The 26,239-nt window shown below is 54.9% G+C and carries 24 protein-coding genes and 2 tRNA genes; 20 read left to right on the top strand and 6 right to left on the bottom strand.

Features of this window, described 5'->3' with window-relative positions:
- Positions 1–94: 94 nt before the first annotated feature.
- Positions 95–388 (bottom strand): ribosome assembly RNA-binding protein YhbY, encoded by a 294-nt coding sequence (gene yhbY, locus F8562_RS13255; protein WP_004139797.1) that lies wholly within the window; start codon positions 386–388, stop codon positions 95–97.
- A gap of 124 nt (positions 389–512) precedes the next feature.
- Between yhbY and rlmE the strand changes: the two genes are divergently transcribed.
- The 6 genes from rlmE (at position 513) to F8562_RS13225 (ending at position 6,113) form a co-directional block, all read left to right on the top strand.
- Complete coding sequence (rlmE, locus tag F8562_RS13250; RefSeq protein ID WP_004106110.1) at positions 513–1,142, top strand: 23S rRNA (uridine(2552)-2'-O)-methyltransferase RlmE; 630 nt, start codon at positions 513–515, stop codon at positions 1,140–1,142.
- 99 nt (positions 1,143–1,241) lie between these two features.
- Positions 1,242–3,176 carry an ATP-dependent zinc metalloprotease FtsH gene (ftsH, locus tag F8562_RS13245; RefSeq protein WP_004854549.1) on the top strand — a complete coding sequence of 645 codons (1,935 nt, stop codon included), beginning with the start codon at positions 1,242–1,244 and terminating at the stop codon, positions 3,174–3,176.
- Positions 3,177–3,274: 98 nt separating this feature from the next.
- A complete protein-coding gene (folP, locus tag F8562_RS13240) occupies positions 3,275–4,123 on the top strand; it encodes a dihydropteroate synthase (protein WP_014226978.1) in 849 nt (282 codons plus the stop codon).
- Positions 4,116–5,453 carry a phosphoglucosamine mutase gene (glmM, locus tag F8562_RS13235; RefSeq protein WP_014226977.1) on the top strand — a complete coding sequence of 446 codons (1,338 nt, stop codon included), beginning with the start codon at positions 4,116–4,118 and terminating at the stop codon, positions 5,451–5,453. The genes folP and glmM overlap by 8 nt, the downstream gene beginning before the upstream one ends.
- A gap of 229 nt (positions 5,454–5,682) precedes the next feature.
- Positions 5,683–6,012, top strand: a complete 330-nt coding sequence (gene secG, locus F8562_RS13230; RefSeq protein WP_004106103.1) for a preprotein translocase subunit SecG — start codon at positions 5,683–5,685, stop codon at positions 6,010–6,012.
- 14 nt (positions 6,013–6,026) lie between these two features.
- Positions 6,027–6,113, top strand: a tRNA-Leu gene (locus F8562_RS13225).
- Positions 6,114–6,263: 150 nt separating this feature from the next.
- Here the strand turns inward: F8562_RS13225 and argG are convergent.
- Positions 6,264–7,607: an argininosuccinate synthase gene (gene argG, locus F8562_RS13220; RefSeq protein ID WP_014226976.1), complete on the bottom strand. Its 1,344-nt coding sequence runs from the start codon at positions 7,605–7,607 to the stop codon at positions 6,264–6,266.
- Between the two features lie 308 nt (positions 7,608–7,915).
- Between argG and F8562_RS13215 the strand changes: the two genes are divergently transcribed.
- The 12 genes from F8562_RS13215 (at position 7,916) to mtr (ending at position 21,631) form a co-directional block, all read left to right on the top strand.
- Positions 7,916–7,992: transfer RNA gene (locus tag F8562_RS13215), tRNA-Met, on the top strand.
- A gap of 206 nt (positions 7,993–8,198) precedes the next feature.
- Complete coding sequence (gene rimP / locus F8562_RS13210) at positions 8,199–8,651, top strand: ribosome maturation factor RimP (protein ID WP_004125659.1); 453 nt, start codon at positions 8,199–8,201, stop codon at positions 8,649–8,651.
- Positions 8,652–8,678: 27 nt separating this feature from the next.
- Positions 8,679–10,166 carry a transcription termination factor NusA gene (gene nusA, locus F8562_RS13205; RefSeq protein ID WP_004854539.1) on the top strand — a complete coding sequence of 496 codons (1,488 nt, stop codon included), beginning with the start codon at positions 8,679–8,681 and terminating at the stop codon, positions 10,164–10,166.
- Positions 10,167–10,190: 24 nt separating this feature from the next.
- Positions 10,191–12,881, top strand: coding sequence for a translation initiation factor IF-2 (gene infB / locus F8562_RS13200; RefSeq protein WP_004106093.1), 2,691 nt, complete (start codon positions 10,191–10,193; stop codon positions 12,879–12,881).
- 91 nt (positions 12,882–12,972) lie between these two features.
- Positions 12,973–13,374 carry a 30S ribosome-binding factor RbfA gene (gene rbfA / locus F8562_RS13195; RefSeq protein ID WP_004106092.1) on the top strand — a complete coding sequence of 134 codons (402 nt, stop codon included), beginning with the start codon at positions 12,973–12,975 and terminating at the stop codon, positions 13,372–13,374.
- Positions 13,374–14,318, top strand: a complete 945-nt coding sequence (truB, locus tag F8562_RS13190) for a tRNA pseudouridine(55) synthase TruB (protein WP_014839629.1) — start codon at positions 13,374–13,376, stop codon at positions 14,316–14,318. The genes rbfA and truB overlap by 1 nt, the downstream gene beginning before the upstream one ends.
- Before the next feature lie 147 nt (positions 14,319–14,465).
- On the top strand, positions 14,466–14,735 hold the full coding sequence (gene rpsO / locus F8562_RS13185) for a 30S ribosomal protein S15 (protein WP_002918244.1): 270 nt from the start codon (positions 14,466–14,468) through the stop codon (positions 14,733–14,735).
- A 241-nt stretch (positions 14,736–14,976) separates the two neighbouring features.
- Entirely contained in the window at positions 14,977–17,115 is a 2,139-nt protein-coding gene (gene pnp / locus F8562_RS13180; RefSeq protein ID WP_009651902.1) for a polyribonucleotide nucleotidyltransferase, read from the top strand.
- 107 nt (positions 17,116–17,222) lie between these two features.
- Positions 17,223–18,107 (top strand): lipoprotein NlpI, encoded by an 885-nt coding sequence (nlpI, locus tag F8562_RS13175; RefSeq protein ID WP_004854535.1) that lies wholly within the window; start codon positions 17,223–17,225, stop codon positions 18,105–18,107.
- A 100-nt stretch (positions 18,108–18,207) separates the two neighbouring features.
- Positions 18,208–18,288: a protein YrbN gene (gene yrbN, locus F8562_RS13170; protein ID WP_085903200.1), complete on the top strand. Its 81-nt coding sequence runs from the start codon at positions 18,208–18,210 to the stop codon at positions 18,286–18,288.
- Positions 18,281–20,242, top strand: coding sequence for a DEAD/DEAH family ATP-dependent RNA helicase (locus F8562_RS13165; protein ID WP_014839626.1), 1,962 nt, complete (start codon positions 18,281–18,283; stop codon positions 20,240–20,242). The genes yrbN and F8562_RS13165 overlap by 8 nt, the downstream gene beginning before the upstream one ends.
- Before the next feature lie 144 nt (positions 20,243–20,386).
- Positions 20,387–21,631, top strand: coding sequence for a tryptophan permease (gene mtr, locus F8562_RS13160; protein ID WP_094909418.1), 1,245 nt, complete (start codon positions 20,387–20,389; stop codon positions 21,629–21,631).
- A gap of 32 nt (positions 21,632–21,663) precedes the next feature.
- Here the strand turns inward: mtr and F8562_RS13155 are convergent, their stop codons facing one another.
- From F8562_RS13155 to ubiU, 3 genes are all read right to left on the bottom strand, one after another.
- Complete coding sequence (locus tag F8562_RS13155; RefSeq protein ID WP_014226972.1) at positions 21,664–22,671, bottom strand: luciferase-like monooxygenase; 1,008 nt, start codon at positions 22,669–22,671, stop codon at positions 21,664–21,666.
- Positions 22,672–22,814: 143 nt separating this feature from the next.
- Complete coding sequence (locus F8562_RS13150; protein ID WP_014226971.1) at positions 22,815–23,693, bottom strand: U32 family peptidase; 879 nt, start codon at positions 23,691–23,693, stop codon at positions 22,815–22,817.
- 8 nt (positions 23,694–23,701) lie between these two features.
- Positions 23,702–24,697 (bottom strand): ubiquinone anaerobic biosynthesis protein UbiU, encoded by a 996-nt coding sequence (gene ubiU / locus F8562_RS13145; RefSeq protein ID WP_004106058.1) that lies wholly within the window; start codon positions 24,695–24,697, stop codon positions 23,702–23,704.
- Positions 24,698–24,918: 221 nt separating this feature from the next.
- Here ubiU and ubiT point away from each other — a divergent pair, with 221 nt between their 5' ends.
- Together ubiT and F8562_RS13135 are read left to right on the top strand one after the other, a co-directional pair.
- The gene (gene ubiT / locus F8562_RS13140) at positions 24,919–25,443 is read left to right on the top strand and encodes a ubiquinone anaerobic biosynthesis accessory factor UbiT (RefSeq protein ID WP_004854523.1); all 525 of its coding nucleotides are present in this window, start codon (positions 24,919–24,921) and stop codon (positions 25,441–25,443) included.
- On the top strand, positions 25,437–25,940 hold the full coding sequence (locus F8562_RS13135; RefSeq protein WP_004125592.1) for a GNAT family N-acetyltransferase: 504 nt from the start codon (positions 25,437–25,439) through the stop codon (positions 25,938–25,940). Before ubiT ends, F8562_RS13135 begins: the two co-directional genes overlap by 7 nt.
- On the opposite strand, the gene F8562_RS13130 is transcribed toward F8562_RS13135, so the two are convergent.
- Positions 25,927–26,211 (bottom strand): GIY-YIG nuclease family protein, encoded by a 285-nt coding sequence (locus tag F8562_RS13130; protein ID WP_014226970.1) that lies wholly within the window; start codon positions 26,209–26,211, stop codon positions 25,927–25,929. The two genes, F8562_RS13135 and F8562_RS13130, sit on opposite strands and share 14 nt — an antisense overlap.
- Positions 26,212–26,239 lie beyond the last annotated feature (28 nt).

Raw genomic sequence — 26,239 nt, 5'->3', positions numbered from 1 at the left:
GGCCTTTTATCAGCGTCCGGAGCATGGCATTTTGCTCGTCTACCCGCAGAAAACCCTCGATTTACACAAAGTTGTGTCGATAACCAGGATATTCTTAGCGTGGCAGCGAGATTTTACGCTCTTTAGTCGGGCGGTACAGAACCAGCGTTTTACCGATGACCTGTACATTACAGGCGCCGGTTTCGCGCACGATAGCTTCCACGATCAAGGTTTTAGTTTCGCGATCTTCCGAGGCGATCTTCACCTTGATAAGTTCATGGTGCTCTAACGCTTGTTCAATCTCGGCCAGTACCCCTTCGGTCAAACCATTGTTGCCAAGCATAACTACCGGCTTGAGCGGATGTGCCAGACCTTTCAGGTGCTGTTTTTGTTTAGTACTCAGATTCATCGTATTTTTTTGCTTACGTTGGGATTGAAAACGGTTCATTCTACCGCCATCTCCCATATATCGCCAAACTACCGCGTCGATTTTTACGTCGCGAAGTACGATGAACCCGAAATGGGAATGTTAAATGACAGGTAAAAAGCGTTCTGCCAGCTCAAGTCGTTGGCTTCAGGAACACTTTAGCGATAAATATGTTCAGCAGGCACAGAAAAAGGGGTTACGTTCCCGTGCCTGGTTTAAACTTGATGAAATACAGCAAAGTGACAAGATTTTTAAACCGGGGATGACGATAGTTGACCTCGGCGCTGCACCCGGTGGCTGGTCGCAATACGCGGTTACGCAGATCGGTAACAGCGGCCGCATCATTGCTTGCGATCTTTTACCTATGGATCCAATCGTTGGTGTGGACTTCCTTCAGGGCGACTTTCGTGATGAATTAGTCCTGAAAGCGTTACTTGAGCGTGTAGGTGACAGTAAAGTACAAGTTGTCATGTCCGATATGGCGCCAAATATGTGTGGAACACCGGCGGTGGATATTCCCCGGGCCATGTATCTGGTGGAACTGGCGCTTGGAATGGCTCGTGATGTATTAGCGCCAGGTGGTAGTTTTGTAGTGAAGGTGTTCCAGGGCGAAGGCTTCGATGAGTATCTAAGAGAGATTCGCTCCCTGTTTACGAAGGTCAAAGTTCGTAAGCCGGACTCTTCTCGCGCCCGTTCGCGTGAAGTGTATATTGTAGCGACCGGGCGTAAACCATAACCGGCAGATTTCAAACGAAAGTTTGAAAGACGCTGGATATAGAGTATCCTGACGCTGTTTTTAACACAGTTGTAATATGAGGTTAATCCCTTGAGTGACATGGCGAAAAACCTAATACTCTGGCTGGTCATTGCCGTTGTGCTGATGTCAGTATTCCAGAGCTTTGGGCCCAGCGAGTCGAATGGCCGCAAGGTGGATTATTCTACCTTCCTGCAGGAGGTCAATCAGGACCAGGTTCGCGAAGCGCGTATCAACGGACGTGAGATAAACGTTACCAAGAAAGATAGTAACCGTTACACGACCTACATCCCGGTGAACGATCCTAAGCTGCTTGATAACCTTCTGACTAAAAACGTCAAGGTGGTAGGTGAGCCGCCAGAAGAGCCGAGCCTGCTGGCTTCTATCTTCATCTCCTGGTTCCCGATGCTGCTTCTTATTGGCGTCTGGATCTTCTTTATGCGCCAGATGCAGGGCGGCGGTGGCAAAGGCGCCATGTCGTTCGGTAAGAGCAAGGCGCGTATGCTGACGGAAGACCAGATCAAAACCACTTTCGCCGACGTCGCCGGTTGTGACGAAGCGAAAGAAGAAGTTGGTGAACTGGTTGAATACCTGCGCGAGCCGAGCCGTTTCCAGAAGCTGGGCGGTAAAATCCCGAAAGGCGTCCTGATGGTCGGCCCTCCGGGCACCGGTAAAACCTTGCTGGCAAAAGCCATCGCGGGTGAAGCAAAGGTGCCGTTCTTTACGATTTCCGGTTCTGACTTCGTTGAAATGTTCGTCGGTGTGGGTGCATCCCGCGTGCGCGACATGTTTGAACAAGCCAAGAAAGCGGCTCCGTGCATCATCTTTATCGATGAAATCGACGCCGTGGGCCGTCAGCGTGGCGCTGGCCTGGGCGGTGGTCACGATGAACGTGAGCAGACGCTGAACCAGATGCTGGTTGAGATGGACGGCTTCGAGGGTAACGAAGGTATCATCGTTATCGCGGCAACCAACCGTCCGGACGTTCTTGACCCTGCGCTGCTGCGTCCAGGCCGCTTTGACCGTCAGGTTGTGGTCGGTCTGCCGGATGTCCGCGGTCGCGAACAGATTCTGAAAGTGCATATGCGTCGCGTACCGCTGGCGCCGGATATCGACGCGGCAATTATCGCCCGCGGTACGCCTGGCTTCTCCGGTGCTGACTTGGCAAACCTGGTGAACGAAGCTGCGCTGTTTGCCGCTCGTGGCAACAAGCGCGTTGTATCGATGGTTGAATTCGAGAAAGCGAAAGACAAAATCATGATGGGTGCGGAACGTCGCTCCATGGTGATGACGGAAGCGCAGAAAGAGTCCACCGCGTATCACGAAGCCGGTCACGCAATTATTGGTCGCCTGGTGCCGGAACACGATCCGGTGCACAAAGTGACGATTATTCCGCGCGGTCGCGCGCTGGGTGTCACCTTCTTCCTGCCTGAAGGCGACGCGATTAGCGCCAGCCGTCAGAAGCTGGAAAGCCAGATTTCTACTCTTTACGGCGGTCGTCTGGCGGAAGAGATTATCTACGGCGTAGAGCATGTTTCTACCGGTGCGTCGAACGACATTAAAGTCGCGACCAACCTGGCGCGTAACATGGTGACCCAGTGGGGCTTCTCTGACAAACTCGGCCCGCTGCTGTATGCCGAAGAAGAAGGTGAAGTATTCCTTGGCCGCAGCGTTGCGAAAGCGAAGCATATGTCCGATGAAACGGCGCGTATCATCGACCAGGAAGTGAAGTCACTGATTGAGCGTAACTACAATCGTGCACGCCAGCTTCTGAACGATAATATGGACATCCTGCACGCGATGAAAGATGCGCTCATGAAATATGAGACCATCGACGCCCCGCAGATTGATGACCTGATGGCTCGCCGCGATGTTCGCCCGCCAGCTGGCTGGGAAGAACCGGGCTCGTCCAACAATTCTGACAACAATGGCACGCCTCGTGCGCCGCGTCCGGTCGATGAACCGCGTACGCCAAACCCGGGTAATACGATGTCAGAACAGCTGGGCGACAAATAAGTTAGCCGTTATTGATGCTGTTGTACTTTTCTAAAACCCCTGAGCGTTTGCTCCGGGGTTTTTCTTTTTCAATCTTTCTCTGACTCAGGGATTTAGCGATGAAACTTGTAGCCCAGGGCTCAACCCTCGATCTCTCTCACCCACATGTGATGGGTATTCTTAACGTTACCCCGGATTCGTTCTCTGATGGCGGGACCCACAACACGCTGGTCGAAGCCGTGAAGCATGCCAATCTGATGATCAATGCCGGGGCGACTATCATTGATATCGGTGGGGAATCGACGCGTCCGGGGGCGGCAGATGTCAGCGTCGAGGAAGAGCTGGCGCGAGTCATTCCGACGGTAGAAGCGATTGCCCAGCGCTTTGAAGTCTGGATTTCCGTTGATACCTCAAAGCCGGAGGTGATCCGCGAGTCAGCGCGTGTTGGCGCGCATATCATCAATGATATCCGCTCGCTGACCGAACCGGGAGCGCTGGAGGCGGCGGCTGAAACGGGCTTGCCGGTGTGCCTGATGCATATGCAGGGTCAGCCGAAGACAATGCAGGATGCCCCGAAGTACGCGGACGTGTTTGCTGACGTTGAGCGCTTTTTTATCGAACATATTGTGCGCTGCGAACGGGCCGGTATCGCAAAAGATAAATTGTTGCTCGACCCGGGATTTGGTTTCGGTAAAAATCTTTCTCATAATTATGAACTGCTTGCCCGACTTGGAGAGTTCCATCATTTTGGTCTTCCGCTGCTGGTAGGCATGTCACGTAAGTCGATGGTAGGTCAGTTGCTGAATGTCGGGCCGACGGAACGCCTGAATGGCAGCCTGGCTTGCGCAGTCATTGCTGCAATGCAGGGCGCGCAGATTATTCGCGTCCATGATGTCAAAGAAACGGTAGAAGCGCTGCGCGTGGTGGAAGCTACCCTGGCCGCTAAGGAAAATAAACGTTATGAGTAACCGCAAATATTTTGGTACGGATGGTATTCGTGGCCGCGTAGGCGATGCGCCAATAACGCCAGAATTTGTATTAAAGCTGGGCTGGGCGGCGGGTAAGGTGCTTGCACGCCACGGTTCACGGAAGATTATTATTGGTAAAGATACCCGTATTTCAGGGTATATGCTGGAGTCCGCGCTGGAGGCTGGACTGGCCGCCGCGGGATTATCCGCTTCTTTTACCGGCCCGATGCCAACGCCGGCAATTGCCTATCTGACGCGCACCTTCCGCGCGGAAGCCGGGATTGTGATTTCCGCTTCACATAATCCGTTTTATGACAACGGCATCAAATTCTTCTCTATCGAAGGTACCAAGCTTCCGGATGAGGTAGAAGAAGCCATTGAAGCCGAAATGGAAAAAGAGCTGACCTGCGTGGATTCCGCCGAGCTGGGTAAAGCCAGTCGTATCGTCGACGCCGCCGGTCGCTATATCGAGTTTTGCAAAGGCACCTTTCCGAACGAGCTGAGCCTCAATGCTTTGAAGGTGGTAGTCGATTGCGCTCACGGGGCGACTTATCATATTGCGCCGAATGTTTTCCGCGAGCTGGGCGCTCAGGTTATAGCGATGGGCTGTGAGCCTGATGGCCTCAACATCAATGAAGAGGTCGGGGCGACGGACGTTCGTGCTCTGCAGGCGCGCGTGCTGGCGGAGAAAGCCGACCTGGGTATTGCCTACGATGGCGATGGCGATCGGGTCATCATGGTGGACCACGAAGGCAACAAAGTCGACGGTGACCAGATCCTCTATATCATTGCCCGTGAGGGGCTACGCCAGGGGCAGCTGCGGGGCGGCGCCGTCGGGACGCTCATGAGCAATATGGGCCTTGAACTGGCGCTCAAACAGCTGGGCATTCCTTTCGTTCGCGCGAAGGTGGGCGACCGCTATGTGCTGGAGAAGCTGCAGGAGAAAGGCTGGCGCATTGGCGCAGAAAACTCCGGTCATGTGATCTTACTGGATAAAACCACGACGGGGGATGGGATTGTCGCCAGCCTGCAGGTGGTGGCGGCGATGGTGCGTAACCATATGAGCCTGCACGACCTGTGCAGCGGAATGAAAATGTTCCCGCAGCTTCTGGTTAACGTTCGCTTTACTGAAGGTAGCGGTAACCCGCTGGAACATGAGCACGTAAAAGCGGTAACGGCTGAAGTGGAAGCGGCGCTGGGCAATCGGGGGCGCGTACTGCTGCGTAAATCAGGCACAGAGCCGCTGATTCGCGTTATGGTGGAAGGTGAGCACGAAGAGCAGGTGCACGAATTTGCCCACCGTATCGCCGATGCCGTAAAAAGCGTTTAATTTCTCTTGCTAAGTGATTAAAAAGGCGACGCTTGCCGCCTTTTTAATCGACAAAAAATCGCTTTTTGCTGTTTTTTTCCGCACTTGATACAATGCGCTGAAATTGCCCTTGCGAAGGTCATTCGCTTTGGTTAGTATTCACACCCGCTTCAGTGGGAAACGTTAAAACGTCCCGCTTTATTGGTCGAAGCACTTGGTATGCGGCAAATCCGCAAGGAACAGGTTGATTATGTACGAAGCTCTTTTAGTTGTTTTCCTTATTGTGGCAATTGGCCTTGTGGGTCTGATTATGCTGCAGCAAGGTAAAGGCGCTGATATGGGAGCCTCCTTCGGAGCAGGCGCTTCCGGCACTCTGTTTGGATCCAGCGGTTCTGGTAACTTCATGACCCGTATGACTGGTATCCTGGCTGCGCTGTTCTTCATCATCAGTCTGGCGCTGGGCAATATCAACAGCAACAAGACCAATAAAGGAAGTGAGTGGGATAATCTGAGCGCGCCGAAAACTGAGCAAACTCAGCCGACCGCGCCGGCGCAGCCGAGCAGCGACATCCCGCACTGATAAGCAGTATCCGTACCGAGGTGGTGGAATTGGTAGACACGCTACCTTGAGGTGGTAGTGCCCTAACGGGCTTGTGGGTTCGAGTCCCATCCTCGGTACCAATTTCCTGAAGAAAGACGCTGAAAAGCGTCTTTTTTTTCGTCCCCAAAAAGTTGAGCAGCAGCATTAGCGGCAGATATGTCCGGTTGGGTTCGGGATTTTTCTGCATAAAAAAGGCCGCGTTAGCGGCCTTTGCGAATTTCTCTGCAGCGTTACTTCGCTTTATTTTCCAGGTTTTCCACCTGCGGCAGGCCAGTGGCGGAAGACGCGGTCAGCAGTCCGGACTGCGCGTAGCCAAACAGCTTATCGCGAGTATCGGTGATATCCAGGTTGCGCATCGTCAGCTGGCCGATACGATCCTCAGCGGAGAACATCGAGTCACCTTTTTCCATCGTCAGACGCTCTGCTTTATAGGTCAGATTATCAGAGACGGTATTCAGGATGGAGTAGTCGTTGCCGCGACGCAGTTCAAGCGTCACTTCGCCGGTAATTTGGCTTGCTACCCAGCGCTGCAGGCCGTCGCGCAGCATCAGCGCCTGGGAATCGAACCAACGCCCTTGATACAGCAGCCGACCCAGCTGACGACCGTGCGCGTGGTATTGCTCAATGGTATCTTCGTTATGAATACCGGTCAGCAGACGCTCATAGGCAATATGCAGCAGCGCCATTCCCGGGGCTTCATAGATGCCGCGGCTCTTCGCTTCGATGATACGATTTTCGATCTGATCGCTCATACCCAGACCATGGCGTCCGCCGATGCGGTTAGCCTCCAGCATCAGTTCAACGTCATCGCTAAAGGTCTGTCCGTTCAGCGCAACCGGATGGCCCTGTTCAAAGCGAACGGTGACTTCTTCCGCAGGGATTTTGACGCTTTCATCCCAGAACTTGACGCCCATAATCGGGTTCACAATCTTGACGCTGGAGTTCAGGAATTCAAGATCTTTAGCTTCGTGCGTCGCGCCCAGCATATTGGAGTCGGTTGAGTAGGCTTTTTCAACTGACATTTTATAGTCAAACCCGCAGGAGATCATAAACTCTGACATCTCCTGGCGGCCGCCTAACTCGTCGATAAAGTCGCTATCCAGCCACGGTTTGTAAATTTTCAGCTCAGCGTTGGTCAGCAGGCCGTAACGATAGAAACGTTCGATATCGTTGCCTTTATAGGTACTCCCGTCGCCCCAGATGTTAACACCGTCTTCCTTCATTGCGGCGACCAGCATGGTACCGGTCACTGCGCGGCCCAGCGGCGTGGTATTAAAGTAGGTCAACCCGCCGGTGGTGTTATGAAATGCGCCGCACTGGATCGCGGCAATGCCTTCCGCAACCAGCTGCTTACGGCAGTCGATCAGACGAGCCCCTTCAGCACCATACTCTTTGGCACGACGAGGAATGGTCTCGTAATCGTCTTCGTCTGGCTGTCCCAGATTGGCGGTATATGCATAAGGGACTGCTCCCTTTTTACGCATCCACAGCAGCGCGGCGCTGGTATCCAGCCCACCAGAAAAAGCAATACCAATACGTTGGCCAACCGGGAGATGCTTGAGAATCGTCGTCATAAAATAAAACCCTGCTAGATAGACTGTGGTGAGTTTGACTCAACAATCTTTATTGCATGTTTATGCATTAATTGTGAGTTTTCATTTAATCATCTTTTGCTGGCGACAGGAAGAGGCTGAGCCGCTTTTTGCCAAAAAACCCAGAAATACCAGCATGAACCGAAACCTGGCAATGTGAAATTCATGTTGACAAAATATATGAAGTATCAATACAATTCACTACGATTTTATGTCCCGTCTCTCGGTACCAAATCCCAGCAGTATTTGCGTCTTTTACTCAAAACGAGTAAAATATGCCACGTTTCAGGCGCGGGGTGGAGCAGCCTGGTAGCTCGTCGGGCTCATAACCCGAAGGTCGTCGGTTCAAATCCGGCCCCCGCAACCACTTTCCCATTAAGTACTTTTTCAAATATACTGTGAGGACCGGGTCCTTCGTAGACGAATTTGAAAGAATTCTTCTGGAAAGTGTTCCAGATCGCAGTTGCGATCTCAGGGTTCAGTTATCTAAAGCCCCGATTTATCGGGGTTTTTTGTTATCTGACTTCAGAATAACTGGGCTATACGCCCTTTTTTTATGTCTTGGGGGTGGGTTTGTCCACATTAGAGCAAAAATTAACAGAGATGCTCACAGCGCCAGTTGAAGCGCTTGGCTTTGAGCTGGTCGGCATCGAATTTATTCGCGGTCGCACGTCCACACTGCGCATCTATATTGATAGTGAAGATGGCATCAATGTTGATGATTGTGCTGATGTGAGCCACCAGGTCAGTGCTGTTATGGACGTAGAAGACCCGATTACAGTCGCTTATAACCTGGAAGTTTCTTCTCCAGGTCTCGATCGTCCTATGTTTACCGCCGAGCACTATGAGCGTTTCATCGGCGAAGAAGTTTCGCTGGTTTTGCGCATGGCGGTACAGAACCGACGCAAATGGCAGGGCCTTATCAAAGCGGTAGACGGTGAGATGATCACGGTAACCGTCGAAGGCAAAGATGAAGTGTTCGCGCTGAGTAACATCCAGAAGGCGAACCTGGTTCCCCACTTTTAACAGTCTGGATTGAGGTGAAAGGCCCCGATGAACAAAGAAATTTTGGCTGTTGTTGAAGCCGTTTCCAACGAAAAGGCGCTGCCGCGTGAGAAAATTTTCGAAGCGTTGGAAAGTGCGCTAGCAACGGCTACCAAGAAAAAATATGAGCAAGAGATCGACGTTCGCGTAGAAATCGATCGTAAAAGCGGTGATTTCGACACATTCCGTCGCTGGCTGGTTGTTGAAGAAGTGACCCAGCCGACTCGCGAAATCACGCTGGAAGCTGCGCGTTTCGAAGATGAAAGCATGAATCCTGGCGATTACGTCGAAGACCAGATTGAATCTGTCACCTTTGACCGTATCACTACGCAGACCGCGAAGCAGGTTATCGTACAAAAAGTACGTGAAGCCGAACGCGCAATGGTCGTCGATCAGTTCCGTGAGCACGAAGGTGAAATCATCACGGGCGTAGTGAAGAAAGTGAACCGCGACAATATTACGCTGGATCTGGGCAACAACGCTGAAGCCGTGATCCTGCGCGAAGATATGCTGCCGCGTGAGAACTTCCGTCCGGGTGACCGTATCCGTGGCGTACTGTACGCAGTTCGTCCGGAAGCGCGCGGCGCGCAGCTGTTCGTGACTCGCTCCAAGCCGGAAATGCTGGTTGAACTGTTCCGCATTGAAGTGCCGGAAATCGGTGAAGAAGTTCTCGAAATTAAAGCGGCGGCTCGCGATCCTGGCTCTCGTGCCAAAATCGCGGTTAAAACCAACGACAAGCGCATCGATCCGGTTGGCGCCTGCGTCGGTATGCGCGGCGCGCGCGTTCAGGCAGTCTCGACTGAACTGGGCGGCGAGCGTATTGATATCGTGCTGTGGGACGATAACCCGGCGCAGTTCGTGATTAACGCCATGGCTCCGGCTGACGTCGCATCTATCGTGGTAGATGAAGACAAGCACACCATGGATATCGCAGTAGAAGCGGGCAACCTGGCGCAGGCCATTGGCCGTAACGGTCAGAACGTCCGTCTGGCGTCTCAGCTGAGCGGCTGGGAACTCAACGTCATGACCGTTGATGACCTCCAGGCTAAGCATCAGGCTGAAGCCCATGCAGCGATTGATACCTTCACTAAATATCTTGATATCGATGAAGATTTCGCCACGCTGCTGGTTGAAGAAGGTTTCGCCACTCTGGAAGAGCTGGCCTATGTGCCAATGAAAGAACTGCTGGAAATTGACGGTCTGGATGAAGCGACCGTTGAAGCACTTCGTGAGCGGGCGAAAAACGCGCTGACCACGCTGGCGCTGGCCAAAGAAGAGAGCCTGGGTGACAGCAAACCTGCCGACGATCTGTTGAATCTGGAAGGTTTGGATCGCGCTCTGGCATTCACCCTGGCCGCCCGTGGTGTTTGTACGCTGGAAGATCTCGCCGAGCAGGGCATTGATGATCTGGCTGATATCGAAGGCTTGACCGACGAGAAAGCCGGAGAACTTATCATGGCCGCTCGTAATATTTGTTGGTTCGGCGACGAAGCGTAATAAACTGTAGCAGGAAGGAACAGCATGACAGATGTGACCATTAAAGCGCTGGCCTCAGAGATTCAGACCTCTGTGGATCGCCTGATACAGCAATTTGCTGATGCAGGGATCCGCAAATCGGCTGATGATTCTGTGACCGCGCAAGAGAAGCAAACCTTGTTGACGCACCTGAACCGTGAACACGGCTCAGCGCCCGACAAGCTGACGCTGCAGCGCAAAACGCGCAGCACGTTAAATATTCCGGGTACCGGTGGAAAGAGTAAGTCGGTACAAATCGAAGTCCGCAAGAAACGCACCTTTGTGAAACGCGATCCGCAAGAGGCCGAACGCCTTGCCGCGGAAGAGCAGGCGCAGCGTGAAGCGGAAGAGCAAGCCCGTCGTGAGGCAGAAGAAGCTGCCAAACGCGAGGCGCAATTAAAAGCTGAACGTGAGGCCGCAGAACAAGCGAAACGTGAACTCGCCGATAAAGCGAAACGTGAAGCCGCGGAAAAAGACAAAGTGAGCAATCAACAAACCGACGATATGACCAAAACCGCCCAGGCTGAAAAGCAACGCCGCGAAAACGAAGCTGCGGAGCTGAAGCGCAAATCGGAAGAAGAAGCACGCCGCAAACTTGAAGAAGAAGCGCGCCGTGTAGCGGAAGAAGCACGCCGTATGGCTCAAGAAAATGAAAAGAACTGGACTGAAGCGCCAGAAACCCCTGAAGAGACCACTGACTATCACGTAACGACTTCTCAGCATGCACGTCAGGCTGAAGACGATAACGATCGTGAAGTTGAAGGCGGTCGCGGCCGTGGACGTAATGCGAAAGCGGCGCGTCCGGCTAAGAAAGGCAACAAACACGCTGAATCGAAAGCCGATCGTGAAGAAGCCCGTGCGGCCGTTCGCGGCGGTAAAGGTGGCAAGCATCGTAAAGGTTCTGCTCTGCAGCAAGGCTTCCAGAAGCCGGCTCAGGCGGTTAACCGTGATGTTATCATCGGCGAAACCATCACCGTTGGCGATCTGGCCAACAAGATGGCCGTCAAAGGTTCTCAGGTCATCAAAGCGATGATGAAGCTGGGCGCCATGGCGACGATTAACCAGGTCATCGACCAGGAAACCGCACAGCTGGTTGCCGAAGAGATGGGCCACAAAGTTATCCTGCGTCGTGAAAACGAGCTGGAAGAAGCGGTAATGAGCGACCGTGACACCGGCGCTGCGGCTGAACCGCGCGCACCGGTTGTGACCATCATGGGTCACGTTGACCACGGTAAAACCTCTCTGCTGGACTACATTCGTTCAACGAAAGTGGCTTCTGGCGAAGCGGGCGGCATTACCCAGCACATTGGTGCGTACCACGTCGAAACCGACAACGGCATGATCACCTTCCTGGATACCCCGGGCCACGCCGCGTTTACCTCTATGCGTGCTCGTGGTGCGCAGGCGACGGATATCGTGGTTCTGGTTGTGGCGGCAGACGACGGCGTAATGCCGCAGACCATCGAAGCTATCCAGCACGCGAAAGCGGCGGGTGTGCCGGTCGTGGTTGCGGTGAACAAAATCGATAAGCCGGAAGCGGATCCGGATCGCGTTAAAAACGAGCTTTCCCAGTACGGCATTCTGCCGGAAGAGTGGGGCGGTGAAAGCCAGTTCGTCCACGTGTCCGCTAAAGCGGGTACCGGCATCGACGAACTGCTGGACGCAATCCTGCTGCAGGCTGAAGTTCTGGAGCTGAAAGCGGTTCGTAAAGGTATGGCGAGCGGCGCGGTTATCGAATCCTTCCTCGATAAAGGTCGTGGTCCGGTTGCCACCGTTCTGGTACGCGAAGGTACGCTGCATAAAGGCGACATCGTTCTGTGCGGTTTCGAATACGGTCGCGTTCGTGCGATGCGTAACGAACTGGGTCAGGAAGTGCTGGAAGCGGGTCCGTCCATTCCGGTGGAAATCCTTGGCCTGTCAGGCGTACCGGCTGCCGGTGACGAAGTGACCGTCGTTCGTGACGAGAAAAAAGCACGTGAAGTTGCGCTGTATCGTCAGGGTAAATTCCGTGAAGTTAAACTGGCTCGTCAGCAGAAATCTAAGCTTGAGAACATGTTCGCTAACATGACCGAAGGCGAAGTTCACGAAGTGAACATCGTCCTCAAAGCGGACGTGCAGGGCTCAGTGGAAGCGATCTCCGACTCCTTGCTAAAACTGTCTACCGACGAAGTGAAAGTGAAGATTATCGGTTCCGGCGTAGGTGGTATCACCGAAACCGACGCGACCCTGGCGGCCGCATCCAACGCGATTCTGGTTGGCTTCAACGTACGTGCTGATGCATCCGCACGTAAAGTTATCGACGCGGAAAGCCTGGATCTACGCTACTACTCCGTCATCTACCATCTGATCGACGAAGTGAAAGCAGCGATGAGCGGCATGCTGTCTCCGGAACTGAAACAGCAGATCATTGGTCTGGCTGAAGTCCGTGATGTGTTCAAATCGCCGAAATTCGGCGCCATCGCAGGCTGTATGGTTACCGAAGGTACGATCAAGCGTCATAACCCAATCCGCGTCCTGCGCGACAACGTGGTTATCTATGAAGGCGAGCTGGAATCCCTGCGCCGCTTCAAAGATGACGTTAACGAAGTTCGTAACGGTATGGAGTGTGGTATCGGCGTTAAGAACTACAACGACGTTCGCGTTGGCGATATGATCGAAGTGTTCGAAATCATCGAGATTCAACGTACCATCGATTAATCGTTTAGTAGGCCGGGGAAGCGCAGCGCCACCCGGTTATACAAAATTAAAGGGGGCCGCGTGGCCCCCTTATTTGTCTGGAGAATTTATTATGGCGAAAGAATTTGGTCGCCCGCAGCGCGTGGCCCAGGAGATGCAAAAAGAGATCGCAATCATCCTGCAGCGCGAAATTAAGGACCCGCGTCTGGGCATGATGACGACCGTTTCAGGCGTTGAAATGTCCCGCGACCTGGCCTATGCCAAAGTGTTTGTGACCTTCCTGAACGACAAAGACGAAGCCGCCGTGAAAGCGGGGATCAAGGCTTTACAGGAAGCATCTGGTTTTATCCGCTCGCTGCTGGGCAAAGCGATGCGCCTGCGTATCGTGCCGGAACTGACCTTCTTCTACGACAATTCATTAGTCGAAGGGATGCGCATGTCGAACCTGGTGACCAGCGTGGTAAAACATGACGATGAACGTCGTGTGAACCCGGACGACAGTAAGGAGGACTAATGAGTCGTCCTCGTCGTCGCGGCCGTGACGTGCATGGCGTACTGTTGCTGGATAAACCGCAGGGCGCATCCAGCAACGACGTGCTGCAGAAAGTTAAGCGGCTTTATAATGCTAATCGGGCAGGGCACACCGGGGCGCTGGATCCGCTGGCGACCGGTATGCTGCCGATTTGCCTCGGGGAAGCGACAAAGTTTTCCCAGTATCTGCTCGATTCTGACAAGCGCTACCGCGTCATTGCCAGGCTTGGCCAGCGCACCGATACCTCTGATGCCGATGGCCAGGTGGTGGAGGAGCGTCCGCTGACGTTTAGCCCGGAGCAGCTGGCGGCAGCGCTCGACGGCTTCCGTGGCGAAACCCAGCAGGTACCGTCGATGTATTCGGCGCTGAAATACCAGGGGAAAAAGCTGTACGAATATGCCCGGCAGGGGATTGAAGTACCGCGTGAATCCCGGCCGATTACGGTGTACGAACTGCTGTTTATTCGCCATGAGGGGACGGAGCTTGAGCTGGAGATTCACTGCTCGAAAGGCACCTATATCCGCACGATTATTGATGACTTAGGCGAGAAACTCGGGTGCGGCGCGCACGTCATTTTCCTGCGTCGCCTGGCGGTCAGTAAATATCCCGTCGAACGGATGGTGACGCTGGAGCAGCTGCAGGCGCTGGTCGAACAAGCACATGCGCAGGATATTCCCGCAGCCCAGCTGCTGGACCCGCTGCTGATGCCGATGGACAGTCCGGCTTCGGATTACCCGCTGGTGAATATTCCGGAAACCTCGGCCGTCTACTTTAAAAACGGTAACCCGGTGCGGACATCGGGCGCGCCGCTGCAGGGGCTGGTTCGCGTTACTGAAGGCGCTGAAGAGAAGTTTCTTGGTATGGGTGAGATGGATGATGAAGGCCGCGTGGCGCCTCGTCGTCTGGTGGTTGAATACCCTGTCTGAGCGCTTTCCTTGCGATAAAAGGCTGCTGCGAGTAGAATATCGCCGCTTAACGTTCGCCAACGTGTTTTAACATTTGCGAGCGTTATATCAGGGGTTGCTGAATTAGAGATCGGCACCCTTTCTTTCTTTTAATTTTGGAGTTCGAAAATGTCTCTAAGCGTTGAAGCTAAAGCAAAAATCGTTTCTGAGTTCGGTCGTGGCGAAAACGACAGCGGTTCTACTGAAGTTCAGGTTGCACTGCTGACTGCACAGATCAACCACCTGCAGGGTCACTTTGCAGAGCACAAAAAAGATCACCACAGCCGTCGTGGTCTGCTGCGCATGGTTTCTCAGCGTCGTAAACTGCTCGACTACCTGAAACGTAAAGATGTTGCACGTTACTCTGCTCTGATCGAGCGTCTGGGTCTGCGTCGCTAATTCTGCGAGTTTCAGAAGAAGGGGCCTCACGGCCCCTTTTTTCGACCGGGCGGCAGCAATTCATTAAAAACTCATGTATTGTTGCTATTAATGATCTTCATGCAGAGGTTCGCGCGGCTAATGAGAGGCTTGACTCGCAGGGGCGGGTAAAGGTTGTCATTAGTCGCGAGGATGCAGAAGATCGGGTCATACGATGTCTTATCGTGGATTTGACATCATCTATAGATAAAAGGATAGAATTTTGCTTAATCCGATCGTTCGTAAATTCCAGTACGGCCAACATACCGTAACGCTGGAGACCGGCATGATGGCGCGCCAGGCAACTGCCGCCGTTATGGTTAGCATGGATGACACCGCGGTATTCGTTACCGTTGTGGGCCAGAAAAAAGCGAAGCCAGGCCAGGATTTCTTCCCGCTGACCGTCAACTATCAAGAGCGTACCTACGCTGCAGGTAAAATCCCGGGTGGTTTCTTCCGTCGTGAAGGCCGTCCGAGCGAAGGCGAAACCCTGATCGCGCGTCTGATTGACCGCCCGGTTCGCCCGCTGTTCCCGGAAGGCTTCGTTAACGAAGTTCAGGTTATCGCAACTGTGGTTTCCGTTAACCCGCAGGTTAACCCGGATATCGTCGCGATGATCGGCGCTTCCGCAGCGCTGTCCCTGTCTGGTATTCCGTTCAACGGCCCAATTGGCGCCGCTCGCGTTGGTTATATTAATGACCAGTACGTGCTGAACCCGACCCAGGAAGAGCTGAAGTCCAGCAAACTGGATCTGGTTGTCGCGGGTACCGAAGCCGCAGTACTGATGGTTGAATCCGAAGCTGAACTGCTGAGCGAAGACCAGATGCTGGGCGCGGTCGTGTTTGGTCACGACCAGCAGCAGGTGGTTATTCAGAACATCAACGATCTGGTGAAAGAAGCCGGTAAGCCGCGCTGGGACTGGCAGCCGGAAGTGGTTGATGCGGCGCTGAACGCGCGCGTTGCCGCGCTGGCTGAATCTCGCCTGAGCGATGCTTACCGTATCACCGACAAACAGGAGCGCTATGCTCAGGTTGACGTGATCAAATCTGAAACTATCGCGACCCTGGTTGCGGAAGATGAAGCTCTGGACGCTAACGAACTGGGCGAAATCCTGCACGCAATCGAGAAAAACGTGGTGCGTAGCCGCGTACTGGCCGGTGAGCCGCGTATCGATGGTCGTGAAAAAGATATGATTCGTGGTCTGGACGTTCGTACCGGCGTTCTGCCGCGTACCCACGGTTCCGCACTGTTTACCCGTGGCGAAACTCAGGCGCTGGTTACCGCGACCCTGGGTACCGCACGCGACGCGCAGAACATCGATGAACTGATGGGCGAGCGCACGGACTCCTTCCTGTTCCACTATAACTTCCCTCCGTACTCCGTAGGCGAAACGGGAATGGTCGGTTCTCCGAAGCGTCGTGAAATCGGTCACGGTCGTCTGGCTAAGCGCGGCGTACTGGCCGTGATGCCGACTATCGAAGAGTTCCCGTACACCGTTCGCGTGGTTTCTGAAATCACCGAATCTAACGGCTCCTCCTCCATGGCTTCCGTCTGTGGCGCTTCTCTGGCGCTGATGGACGCAGGCGTGCCGGTGAAAGCCGCCGTTGCGGGTATCGCAATGGGTCTGGTGAAAGAAGGCGACAACTTCGTCGTACTGTCTGACATTCTGGGCGATGAAGATCACCTGGGCGATATGGACTTCAAAGTAGCGGGTTCCCGCGAAGGTATCTCTGCTCTGCAGATGGATATCAAAATTGAAGGTATCACCAAAGAGATCATGCAGGTTGCTCTGAACCAGGCTAAAGGTGCGCGTCTGCACATCCTGGGCGTGATGGAACAGGCGATTAACGCGCCGCGCGGCGATATCTCTGAATTCGCACCGCGTATCCACACGATCAAGATCAGTCCGGACAAGATCAAAGACGTTATCGGTAAGGGCGGTTCCGTTATTCGTGCGCTGACCGAAGAAACCGGCACCACTATCGAAATCGAAGATGACGGTACCGTGAAGATCGCGGCAACCGACGGCGACAAAGCGCAGCACGCGATTCGCCGTATCGAAGAGATCACCGCTGAGATCGAAGTTGGCCGTATCTATAACGGTAAAGTGACCCGTATCGTTGACTTTGGCGCGTTTGTTGCCATTGGCGGCGGTAAAGAAGGTCTGGTTCACATCTCTCAAATCGCCGACAAGCGCGTTGAGAAAGTGACCGACTATCTGCAGATGGGTCAGGAAGTGCCGGTTAAGGTTCTGGAAGTTGACCGTCAGGGCCGTGTCCGTCTGAGCATCAAAGAAGCAACTGAACAAACTCAGCCTGCGGCTGCGCCGGAAGCTCCGGCTGCCGAACAGCAGGGCGAGTAAGGTTGCCGTTTGCCCTCCGCATTGCGGAGGGCGCATTGCGGGCAGGACGCCCTGTTTGCAGCCGGGGAACTGGACGTTCATCCAATCGTTGTCTTCGGGAGTGGGAAATGAAGCCTTTTTTGCGCTGGTGTTTCGTGGCGACAGCTCTCACGCTGGCAGGATGCAGCAACTCTGCCTGGCGTAAGGACGCAGTCCTCGCGGTGCCATTGCAACCGACTTTGCAGCAGGAAGTGATTCTGGCGCGCATGGAACAAATTCTTGCCAGTCGGGCTTTAACCGATGACGAACGCGCACAGCTTTTATATGAGCGCGGAGTGTTGTATGATAGTCTCGGTCTGAGGGCATTAGCGCGAAATGATTTTTCACAAGCGCTGGCAATCCGACCGGATATGCCTGAAGTATTCAATTACTTAGGCATTTACTTAACGCAGGCAGGCAATTTTGATGCTGCCTATGAAGCGTTTGATTCTGTACTTGAGCTTGATCCAACTTACAACTACGCGCACTTAAATCGCGGTATCGCCCTGTATTACGGCGGTCGCGCTAAGTTAGCGCAAGATGATCTGCTGGCGTTTTATCAAGACGATCCCAATGATCCTTTCCGAAGCCTGTGGCTTTATCTCGCCGAGCGTCAGCTCGATGAGAAGCAGGCGCTTGAAGCACTGAGACAGCGCTTAAACAAGTCGGATAAAGAACAATGGGGATGGAACATTGTCGGGTTCTACCTTGGCGACATTAGCGAAAAAGAGCTAATGGACCGTCTGAAGGCAGACGCAACGGATAACACCTCGCTCGCTGAGCATCTCAGTGAAACCAACTTCTATTTAGGTAAGTACTACCTAAGTCTGGGGGACAAGGACAGCGCTACGGCACTGTTCAAACTGGCGGTCGCAAACAACGTTCATAACTACGTTGAGCACCGATACGCATTGTTGGAATTATCGCTCTTGGGCCAGGAGCAAGATGACCTGGCAGAATCGGACCAGCAATAGCTGACGAACACATCAGCCCTTTTTTGATTGCCATCACCTTTGCGGGTGAGGGCGTTGTTGTTCGTTAATACACCTACTTTGAGCCGGTTCACACTTTTCAATGAAAATTACCGTAAATTTTCACGATGAGTTATGTAGACTGGCCGCCATTAATTTTGAGGCACACGTACTACATGGCTGAATTCGAAACCACTTTTGCAGATCTGGGCCTGAAGGCTCCCATCCTTGAAGCGCTTAACGATCTGGGTTACGAAAAACCATCTCCGATCCAGGCTGAGTGCATTCCGCATCTGCTGGGCGGCCGCGACGTTCTGGGTATGGCCCAGACGGGTAGCGGTAAAACCGCAGCGTTCTCTTTACCGCTGCTGAACAACATCGATCCTGAGCTGAGAGCACCGCAGATTCTGGTGCTGGCGCCGACCCGCGAACTGGCGGTACAGGTTGCTGAAGCAATGACGGAATTCTCTAAACATATGCGCGGCGTAAACGTGGTTGCCCTGTACGGCGGCCAGCGTTATGACGTGCAGCTGCGCGCGCTGCGTCAGGGGCCGCAAATCGTTGTCGGTACCCCGGGTCGTCTGCTGGACCACCTGAAACGCGGTACGCTGGATCTCTCTAAGCTGAGCGGTCTGGTTCTGGATGAAGCTGACGAAATGCTGCGCATGGGCTTCATCGAAGACGTAGAAACCATTATGGCGCAGATCCCGGAGGGTCATCAGACCGCTCTGTTCTCTGCCACCATGCCGGAAGCCATTCGCCGTATTACCCGCCGCTTTATGAAAGAGCCGCAGGAAGTGCGCATCCAGTCGAGCGTAACAACTCGCCCGGACATCAGCCAGAGCTACTGGACTGCTTACGGTATGCGTAAAAACGAAGCGCTGGTGCGTTTCCTGGAAGCGGAAGATTTTGATGCGGCGATTATCTTCGTTCGTACCAAAAACGCGACCCTGGAAGTGGCCGAAGCGCTGGAGCGTAGCGGTTATAGCAGCGCTGCGCTGAACGGCGACATGAACCAGTCCCTGCGTGAGCAGACTCTGGAGCGTCTGAAAGACGGTCGTCTGGATATCCTGATTGCAACCGACGTTGCGGCCCGTGGCCTCGACGTTGAGCGTATCAGCCTGGTGGTTAACTATGATATCCCGATGGATTCCGAGTCTTACGTTCACCGTATCGGCCGTACCGGTCGTGCGGGTCGTGCTGGCCGCGCGCTGCTGTTCGTTGAGAACCGCGAGCGTCGTCTGCTGCGCAATATCGAACGTACGATGAAGCTGACCATTCCGGAAGTTGAACTGCCGAACGCAGAACTGCTGGGCAAACGCCGTCTGGAAAAATTCGCGGCGAAAGTTCAGCAGCAGCTGGAAAGCAGCGATCTGGATCAGTACCGTGCGCTGCTGGCGAAAATCCAGCCGTCTGCCGAAGGCGAAGAGCTGGACGTGGAAACGCTGGCCGCCGCGCTGCTGAAAATGGCTCAGGGCGAACGTCCGCTGATCCTGCCGCCGGATGCGCCTATGCGTCCTAAGCGCGAGTTCCGCGACCGTGACGATCGTTTCGAACGTCGCGGCGACCGTAACGACCGTGGCCCGCGCGGCGACCGTCCGGAACGCAGCGGCGAAGATCGTCCGAAGCGTGAGCGTCGTGACGTTGGCGATATGGAACTGTACCGTATTGAAGTGGGCCGTGATGACGGCGTTGAAGTTCGTCACATCGTTGGCGCAATTGCTAACGAAGGCGACATCAGCAGCCGTTATATCGGTAACATCAAGCTGTTTGGTTCTCACTCCACCATCGAACTGCCGAAAGGCATGCCGGGCGAAGTGCTGCAGCACTTTACGCGTACCCGCATCCTGAACAAGCCGATGAACATGCAGCTGCTGGGCGATGCTCAGCCGCGTCCTGAACGCAGCGGCGAACGTCGTGGCGGCGGCGAGCGTCGTGAAGGCGGTCGTAGCTTCGGCGGTGGTGAACGTCGTGAAGGCCGTGGTTTCGGCGGTGAGCGTCGCGAAGGCGGCCGTGGTGAAGGTCGTCGTTTCAGCGGCGAACGTCGTGAAGGTGGCCGCGCGCCGCGCCGCGATGATGCTTCAGCTCCGCGTCGCGATGACTCCGCAGGTCGTCGTCGTTTCGGTGGCGATGCATAATTAGCGCTTTCCGCTAACGTAAAGTAAACGATACAGCCCCGATCTTTATGATTGGGGCTTTTTTTATTCCCTTTGTACTCGTGTACTGGTACAGTGCGTCACGTTGATAACAAGAAAAGTATTTTCGACTGGAGATTTCGGCAAATGGCGACACTTACCACTACGGCAACCCGACCGTCCTTGTTTGGCGGCGTAGTGATTATTGGCGGGACGATTATTGGGGCGGGCATGTTCTCACTGCCGGTTGTGATGTCCGGCGCGTGGTTCTTCTGGTCTCTGGCGGCGCTGGTTTTTACCTGGTTTTGTATGCTTCACTCCGGGTTAATGATCCTCGAAGCGAACCTGAATTACCGGATTGGCTCGAGCTTCGATACCATTACTAAAGATCTGCTCGGCAAAGGCTGGAATCTGGTTAACGGCGTGTCGATCGCCTTTGTTCTTTATATTCTGACTTACGCCTATATCTCCGCCAGCGGCTCGATTCTGCACCATACGTTTAGCGAAATGTCGCTGAACGTACCGGCAAGGGCGGCAGGTTTCGGTTTTGCGCTGCTGGTGGCGTTTATCGTCTGGTTGAGCACCAAAGCGGTGAGCCGCATGACGGCCATTGTGCTGGGAGCTAAGGTCATTACCTTCTTTTTGACCTTTGGCAGCCTGTTGGGGCACGTCCAGCCGACCACTCTGTTTAACGTGGCTGAACAAAATGCCTCGTATATGCCCTATCTGCTGATGACGCTGCCGTTCTGCCTCGCGTCCTTCGGCTATCACGGCAACGTGCCGAGCCTGATGAAGTACTACGGCAAAGATCCGCGCACAATCGTTAAGTGCCTGGTTTACGGTACGCTGCTGGCGCTGGGTCTGTACGTAGTGTGGCTGCTGGTGACGATGGGCAATATCCCGCGCCCTGAGTTTATCGGTATTGCGCAGAAGGGGGGCAACATAGATGTCCTGGTCCAGGCGCTCAGTGGGGTACTGAACAGCCGGAGTCTGGATCTGCTGTTAGTCATCTTTTCGAACTTTGCCGTTGCCAGTTCATTCCTTGGCGTGACGCTCGGTCTGTTTGATTATCTGGCGGATCTGTTCGGGTTCGATGACTCCGCGCTGGGACGCTTTAAAACCGCGCTTCTCACCTTTGTTCCGCCGATGGAGGGTGGCCTGCTGTGGCCGAACGGATTCCTCTACGCGATCGGCTATGCGGGGCTGGCGGCGACAATCTGGGCGGCAATTGTACCGGCGCTGCTGGCTCGCGCATCGCGCAAACGCTTTGGTAGCCCATTGTTTCGCGTTTGGGGCGGAAAGCCGATGATTGCTTTGGTTCTGCTGTTCGGGCTGGGTAACGTTATCGTGCATTTCCTGTCGAGCTTTAACGTATTACCCACCTATCACTAATTGAAAATGCGGCAGAAATGCCGCATTTTTCACTATCCGAGAAGCTCTTCTTTCACCTGCATCGCCAAATCAAATGAATGCAGGCGCGCCTGATGATCGAAGATTTGGCCGTTGACCATGATTTCATCGGCCTGGGTTTCCCGCAGGATCGACTCCAGCCCGTGACGGATTTTCGCTTTATCGCCGACCAGCGACATGCTCAGCGCTTTTTCGACGCCGTACTGCTCTGAAGCGGACCACAGCTGATGCATATTTTGCACCGGCGGCGGCAGCTGTCCGGTCTCGCCGCGGCGCAGTTTGACGAACGCCTGCTGCATGGACGTAAACAGAAATTCCGCATCTCTGTCGCTGTCGGCGGCAATAATGTTAATGCATACCATCGCGTACGGCTTCGCTAACCGCTCTGACGGCTGGAAGTGGGTGCGGTAGAGGTGCAGGGCCTGAAAGAGCATATCCGGGGCGAAGTGCGAGGCGAAGGCAAACGGCAGCCCAAGCTGCGCCGCCAGCTGGGCGCTGTACAGGCTTGAGCCGAGCAGCCAGACCGGGATCTTCTCGCCATAGCCGGGAACCGGGCGCACGTGCGGATTAGGATCGCGGGCGTCGAACCAGTCCACCAGCTCCGCGACATCGCGCGGGAAGTTATCGACTTCACCGCTCATATGGCGACGCAGCGCGCGCATGGTTGGCTGATCGCTGCCCGGCGCGCGGCCAAGGCCGAGATCAATGCGTCCCGGGTAGAGCGTATTGAGCGTACCGAACTGCTCGGCAATCACCAGCGGCGAATGGTTCGGCAGCATCACGCCGCCGGAGCCCAGATGCAGAGTGGTGGTATTCGCGGCAAGGTAGCCAATCAGGACGGAAGTCGCCGCGCTGGCGATACCGACCATATTATGGTGTTCGGCCAGCCAGTAGCGGTGATAGCCGCGCTTTTCCGCCAGCTGCGCCAGGTCTAAAGAGTGGGAGAAGGCTTCCTTTGCGGAAGAACCTTGCGGGATCGGCGCCAGATCGAGCACCGAGAACGAAACAGATTTGTCAGTCATAAAGGCTCACTTTGCTACAGCATCGTCATCAGATTGAAGGTCTTCTTCCAGCCTGGCGTATCCAGGATACGCCAGCCAGAAAAGCTGCATCTTTAATAGTGCATTAAAAAGCAGCGATAGCCATTAACAAAGTGAGCGGTTAATCAGCTCTGCAATTCCAGCCCGGCCAGTCGTCGCCAGTAGCCGTTGCAGTCGCTGTTCGCCGTCAGCGGCAGCGGCGCCGCGCCGTTTTCATTCGCCCGGAAGGCGTCCAGCATAGAGAAGGTCTCGCTACCCAGCGGCGACAGGCGAACCATATCCACCAGCCCGGTCATGGCGCTTAGCTCATTCCCGAGGTTGTAGACGTAGCCGCTCATGGTCTGAATGCCGTTGAGGACGAACACCTGCTGGTTCTCCTGCGAAAGCACGTCGCGCCCGTTAGGGTATTTTATGCAGCAGGTTTCACACTCGTCTTTCGGCCGGTCTTCCGAGCGCGCGGTAAAGCAGCGGGCGGAGTAGGCCAGCGGCAGATGACCGTAGCTCAGGACCTCCACCTCAAACCGGCCGCGAATGCCCAGCTCGTCGCACTGGGTCAGCAAATTCGCCAGCCAGTCGCGGGAAAGTTCGACCGGCATACACCAGCGCACCATGCCCTGCTTGAGCAGCAGACGCAGGGTGACGGCGTTGTAGCAGTTAAGCGCGTGCCCGGCGACGAACGGCAGCTTACGTTCCGCGCACAGATTAACGACGCCGAGATCGCTGGCTTCAATCAGAAATTCGCCGTTATCGACATAGCGCTTCAGTTCGCCCAGCTCCGAGGACGCCTGCACCAGCGCGAGGGTGGAAAGCACCACCTGTTTACCGCTTCCCGCCAGCGTTTTTGCCATGTCGATCCAGTCGCCGACTTTGGTGGCGCGACGTTTGCTGCATACCGCTTCGCCGAGGTAAATCGTGTCCGCGCTGCAGCTTGCCGCCTGCTGGTAAAAATCTTCCAGCGTCTCTTTTGACCAGTAATAAAGCACCGGCCCTAATGAATATTTCATTGCTGTTCTCACTGCCATTTACGGTGATAGGCGCCAAGGGTGGTTTGCGTACCTTCGGACATGGAACCGAGGGTCTCCATCCACGCGGACTGCGGTACGAAGTTTTGCGGATCGGCTTTGCAGCGATCGATCGCCTGACGCCAGACTTTCGCCACCTGGGTAACGTACGCCGGGCTGCGCTGGCGCCCCTCGATTTTCACCGAGGCAATATTGGCCGCCATCAGTTCCGGCAGCAGCTCCAGGGTGTTCAGGCTGGTGGGCTCTTCCAGCGCGTGGTAGCGTTCGCCGTCGACCAGATACCGCCCTTTACAGAGGGTGGGATAGCCGGCGTTTTCACCGTCCCGATAGCGGTCAATCAGCACTTCGTTAAGGCGTGATTCCAGCCCCTGCGGCGTTTGCTGCCAGCGCACGAAGCGCGCCGGCGAACAGGCGCCGACGGTATTCGGCGATTCGCCGGTCAGATAAGAGGAAAGGTAGCAGCGGCCTTCCGCCATAATGCACAGGCTACCGAAGGCAAAAACCTCCAGCGGCACCGGCGTGGCGCGCGCCAGCTGTTTGACCTGGTGAATCGACAGCACGCGCGGCAGCACCACGCGGGCGACGTCAAAATTGCGATGATAAAACTTTACCGCCTCTTCGTTGGTGGCCGAGGCCTGGACGGAAACGTGGCGCTCAATATGCGGATAACGCTCGGCGGCGTATTCCAGCATCGCGATATCGGCGAGGATCAGCGCGTCGGCGCCCAGCTGCGCCGCCATGTCGACCGCGCGCTGCCAGCGGGCATAACCATCAGGATGCGCGAAGGTGTTAATGGCAATATGCAGTTTGCGACGATGCTGGTGCACAAAGCTGACGGCTTCCTGCAGTTTCTTTTCGGTGAAATTAAGGCCGGCAAAGTGGCGGGCGTTGGTGTCATCTTTCAGCCCGATATAGACGGCATCGGCGCCGTTTTCGATGGCCGCCTTAAGCGCCGGAAGGTTACCGGCTGGGCAGAGCAGCTCCATAATTTTTCCTGAAAAACGCGGCCCGTCAGGGACGCTGGATGGTTAATGAGCTGGGATTTTAGTTAACCTTTTGGTGACAATTTTTGATTTGAGGCAGTTAAAAGCGTATTGGCGGGATCAATACCTGCGGCCCGGCATCGTGATTTTGTTGATTTACGCCGCTATGTCGTTTATTTGATATGGCACAATAGAGGAACTATTGCATTCATGGAGTAAAGCTTGTGTTGGATAAACTGCGTTCCAAACTGGTTCACTTTGGCCCGTCGATGATGAGCGTGCCGGTTAAGCTGGCGCCATTTGCCCTCAAGCGCCAGGTGCTGGAACAGGTATTAAGCTGGCAATTTCGCCAGGCGCTGGCGGATGGGGAACTGGAGTTTCTCGAGGGGCGCTGGTTAAGTATTCATGTGCGCGACATCGGCCTGCTGTGGTATACCTCGGTGGTGGACGGTCGTCTGGTGGTCAGCCCTGCGGCTGAAGCGGACGTCAGCTTCAGCGCCGACGCCAGCGACCTGCTGATGATCGCGGCGCGTAAGCAGGATCCGGATACGCTGTTCTTCCAGCGTCGCCTGGTTATCGAAGGCGATACCGAGCTGGGACTGTATGTAAAAAACCTGATGGATGCCATTGAGCTGGAGCAGATGCCAAAGGCGCTGCGTATTATGCTGCTGCAGCTGGCGGACTTTGTTGAAGCTGGCCTGAAAGGCCCGCAGAAACCTGAACAGACATCGGTAGGTGAGGCATGCTGATTCGAGTAGAGATTGGGATTGATGCGCCGGGTATCGATGCTCTATTGCGTCGTACCTTCGGCGGCGACGCGGAAGCGCAGCTGGTGCACAGTCTTCGTGAAGATGGCCTGATCACGCTGGGCGTGGTGGCGACGGATGACGAAGGTCAGGTCGTAGGCTACGTGGCCTTTAGCCCGGTCGCCGTCGAAGGCGAAGAGCTGCAGTGGGTTGGACTGGCTCCGCTGGCGGTCGATGAAAGCTACCGCGGTCAGGGCATCGGGCGTCAGCTGGTCTATGAAGGGCTCGATTCCCTGAACGAGTTTGGCTATGCCGCCGTCGTGACGCTTGGCGATCCGGCGCTCTATGGCCGTCTGGGCTTTGAACCCGCGGCGCGTTTCGATCTGCGCTGCCGCTGGCCCGATAGCGCTGAGGCTTTCCAGGTGCATCGTCTGGCCGATGACGCGCTGAACGGCGTGAGCGGGCTGGTCGAATATAGCGACCACTTTAATCGCTTCTGAGGCTTTCCAGCAGCGCCTCAAATGAACCGTCCCCGGCAACGAGGCGCTCTTTCTGGCGCTTCGTTAGCTGCTTAATACGATACTCAAGCCGTAGCGCTAGTGAGCGTTCACCAACTTCCTGACTGAAGGCCAGCTGAAGCTCGCCTTTTCCACGCAGCGCTTTCGCGCCCTTGCCAGTCTGGTGCTGGCAAAAGCGGCGTGCAACATCGGTGGTAATCCCGGTATAAAGGCGATTATCGGCGGTACGAATCAGATAGAGAAACCAGCACACGGTACAGAGGTCGCTATGTTAAGGTGTG

The sequence above is a fragment of the Klebsiella sp. RCJ4 genome, from assembly GCF_009025755.1.
GTDB lineage: Bacteria > Pseudomonadota > Gammaproteobacteria > Enterobacterales > Enterobacteriaceae > Klebsiella > Klebsiella michiganensis.
Note: the sequence above shows the minus strand (reverse complement) of the source record. Positions and strands in the feature narration are given on the sequence as shown.

Excerpts from the sequence above, each read along its gene's own strand:
- yhbY (WP_004139797.1), bottom strand. The coding sequence starts at position 388 with ATGAATCTGAGTACTAAACAAAAACAGCACCTGAAAGGTCTGGCACAT.
- rlmE (WP_004106110.1), top strand. The coding sequence starts at position 513 with ATGACAGGTAAAAAGCGTTCTGCCAGCTCAAGTCGTTGGCTTCAGGAA.
- ftsH (WP_004854549.1), top strand. The coding sequence starts at position 1,242 with ATGGCGAAAAACCTAATACTCTGGCTGGTCATTGCCGTTGTGCTGATG.
- folP (WP_014226978.1), top strand. The coding sequence starts at position 3,275 with ATGAAACTTGTAGCCCAGGGCTCAACCCTCGATCTCTCTCACCCACAT.
- glmM (WP_014226977.1), top strand. The coding sequence starts at position 4,116 with ATGAGTAACCGCAAATATTTTGGTACGGATGGTATTCGTGGCCGCGTA.
- secG (WP_004106103.1), top strand. The coding sequence starts at position 5,683 with ATGTACGAAGCTCTTTTAGTTGTTTTCCTTATTGTGGCAATTGGCCTT.
- argG (WP_014226976.1), bottom strand. The coding sequence starts at position 7,607 with ATGACGACGATTCTCAAGCATCTCCCGGTTGGCCAACGTATTGGTATT.
- nusA (WP_004854539.1), top strand. The coding sequence starts at position 8,679 with ATGAACAAAGAAATTTTGGCTGTTGTTGAAGCCGTTTCCAACGAAAAG.
- infB (WP_004106093.1), top strand. The coding sequence starts at position 10,191 with ATGACAGATGTGACCATTAAAGCGCTGGCCTCAGAGATTCAGACCTCT.
- rbfA (WP_004106092.1), top strand. The coding sequence starts at position 12,973 with ATGGCGAAAGAATTTGGTCGCCCGCAGCGCGTGGCCCAGGAGATGCAA.
- truB (WP_014839629.1), top strand. The coding sequence starts at position 13,374 with ATGAGTCGTCCTCGTCGTCGCGGCCGTGACGTGCATGGCGTACTGTTG.
- rpsO (WP_002918244.1), top strand. The coding sequence starts at position 14,466 with ATGTCTCTAAGCGTTGAAGCTAAAGCAAAAATCGTTTCTGAGTTCGGT.
- nlpI (WP_004854535.1), top strand. The coding sequence starts at position 17,223 with ATGAAGCCTTTTTTGCGCTGGTGTTTCGTGGCGACAGCTCTCACGCTG.
- yrbN (WP_085903200.1), top strand. The coding sequence starts at position 18,208 with ATGAAAATTACCGTAAATTTTCACGATGAGTTATGTAGACTGGCCGCC.
- F8562_RS13165 (WP_014839626.1), top strand. The coding sequence starts at position 18,281 with ATGGCTGAATTCGAAACCACTTTTGCAGATCTGGGCCTGAAGGCTCCC.
- mtr (WP_094909418.1), top strand. The coding sequence starts at position 20,387 with ATGGCGACACTTACCACTACGGCAACCCGACCGTCCTTGTTTGGCGGC.
- F8562_RS13155 (WP_014226972.1), bottom strand. The coding sequence starts at position 22,671 with ATGACTGACAAATCTGTTTCGTTCTCGGTGCTCGATCTGGCGCCGATC.
- F8562_RS13150 (WP_014226971.1), bottom strand. The coding sequence starts at position 23,693 with ATGAAATATTCATTAGGGCCGGTGCTTTATTACTGGTCAAAAGAGACG.
- ubiU (WP_004106058.1), bottom strand. The coding sequence starts at position 24,697 with ATGGAGCTGCTCTGCCCAGCCGGTAACCTTCCGGCGCTTAAGGCGGCC.
- F8562_RS13135 (WP_004125592.1), top strand. The coding sequence starts at position 25,437 with ATGCTGATTCGAGTAGAGATTGGGATTGATGCGCCGGGTATCGATGCT.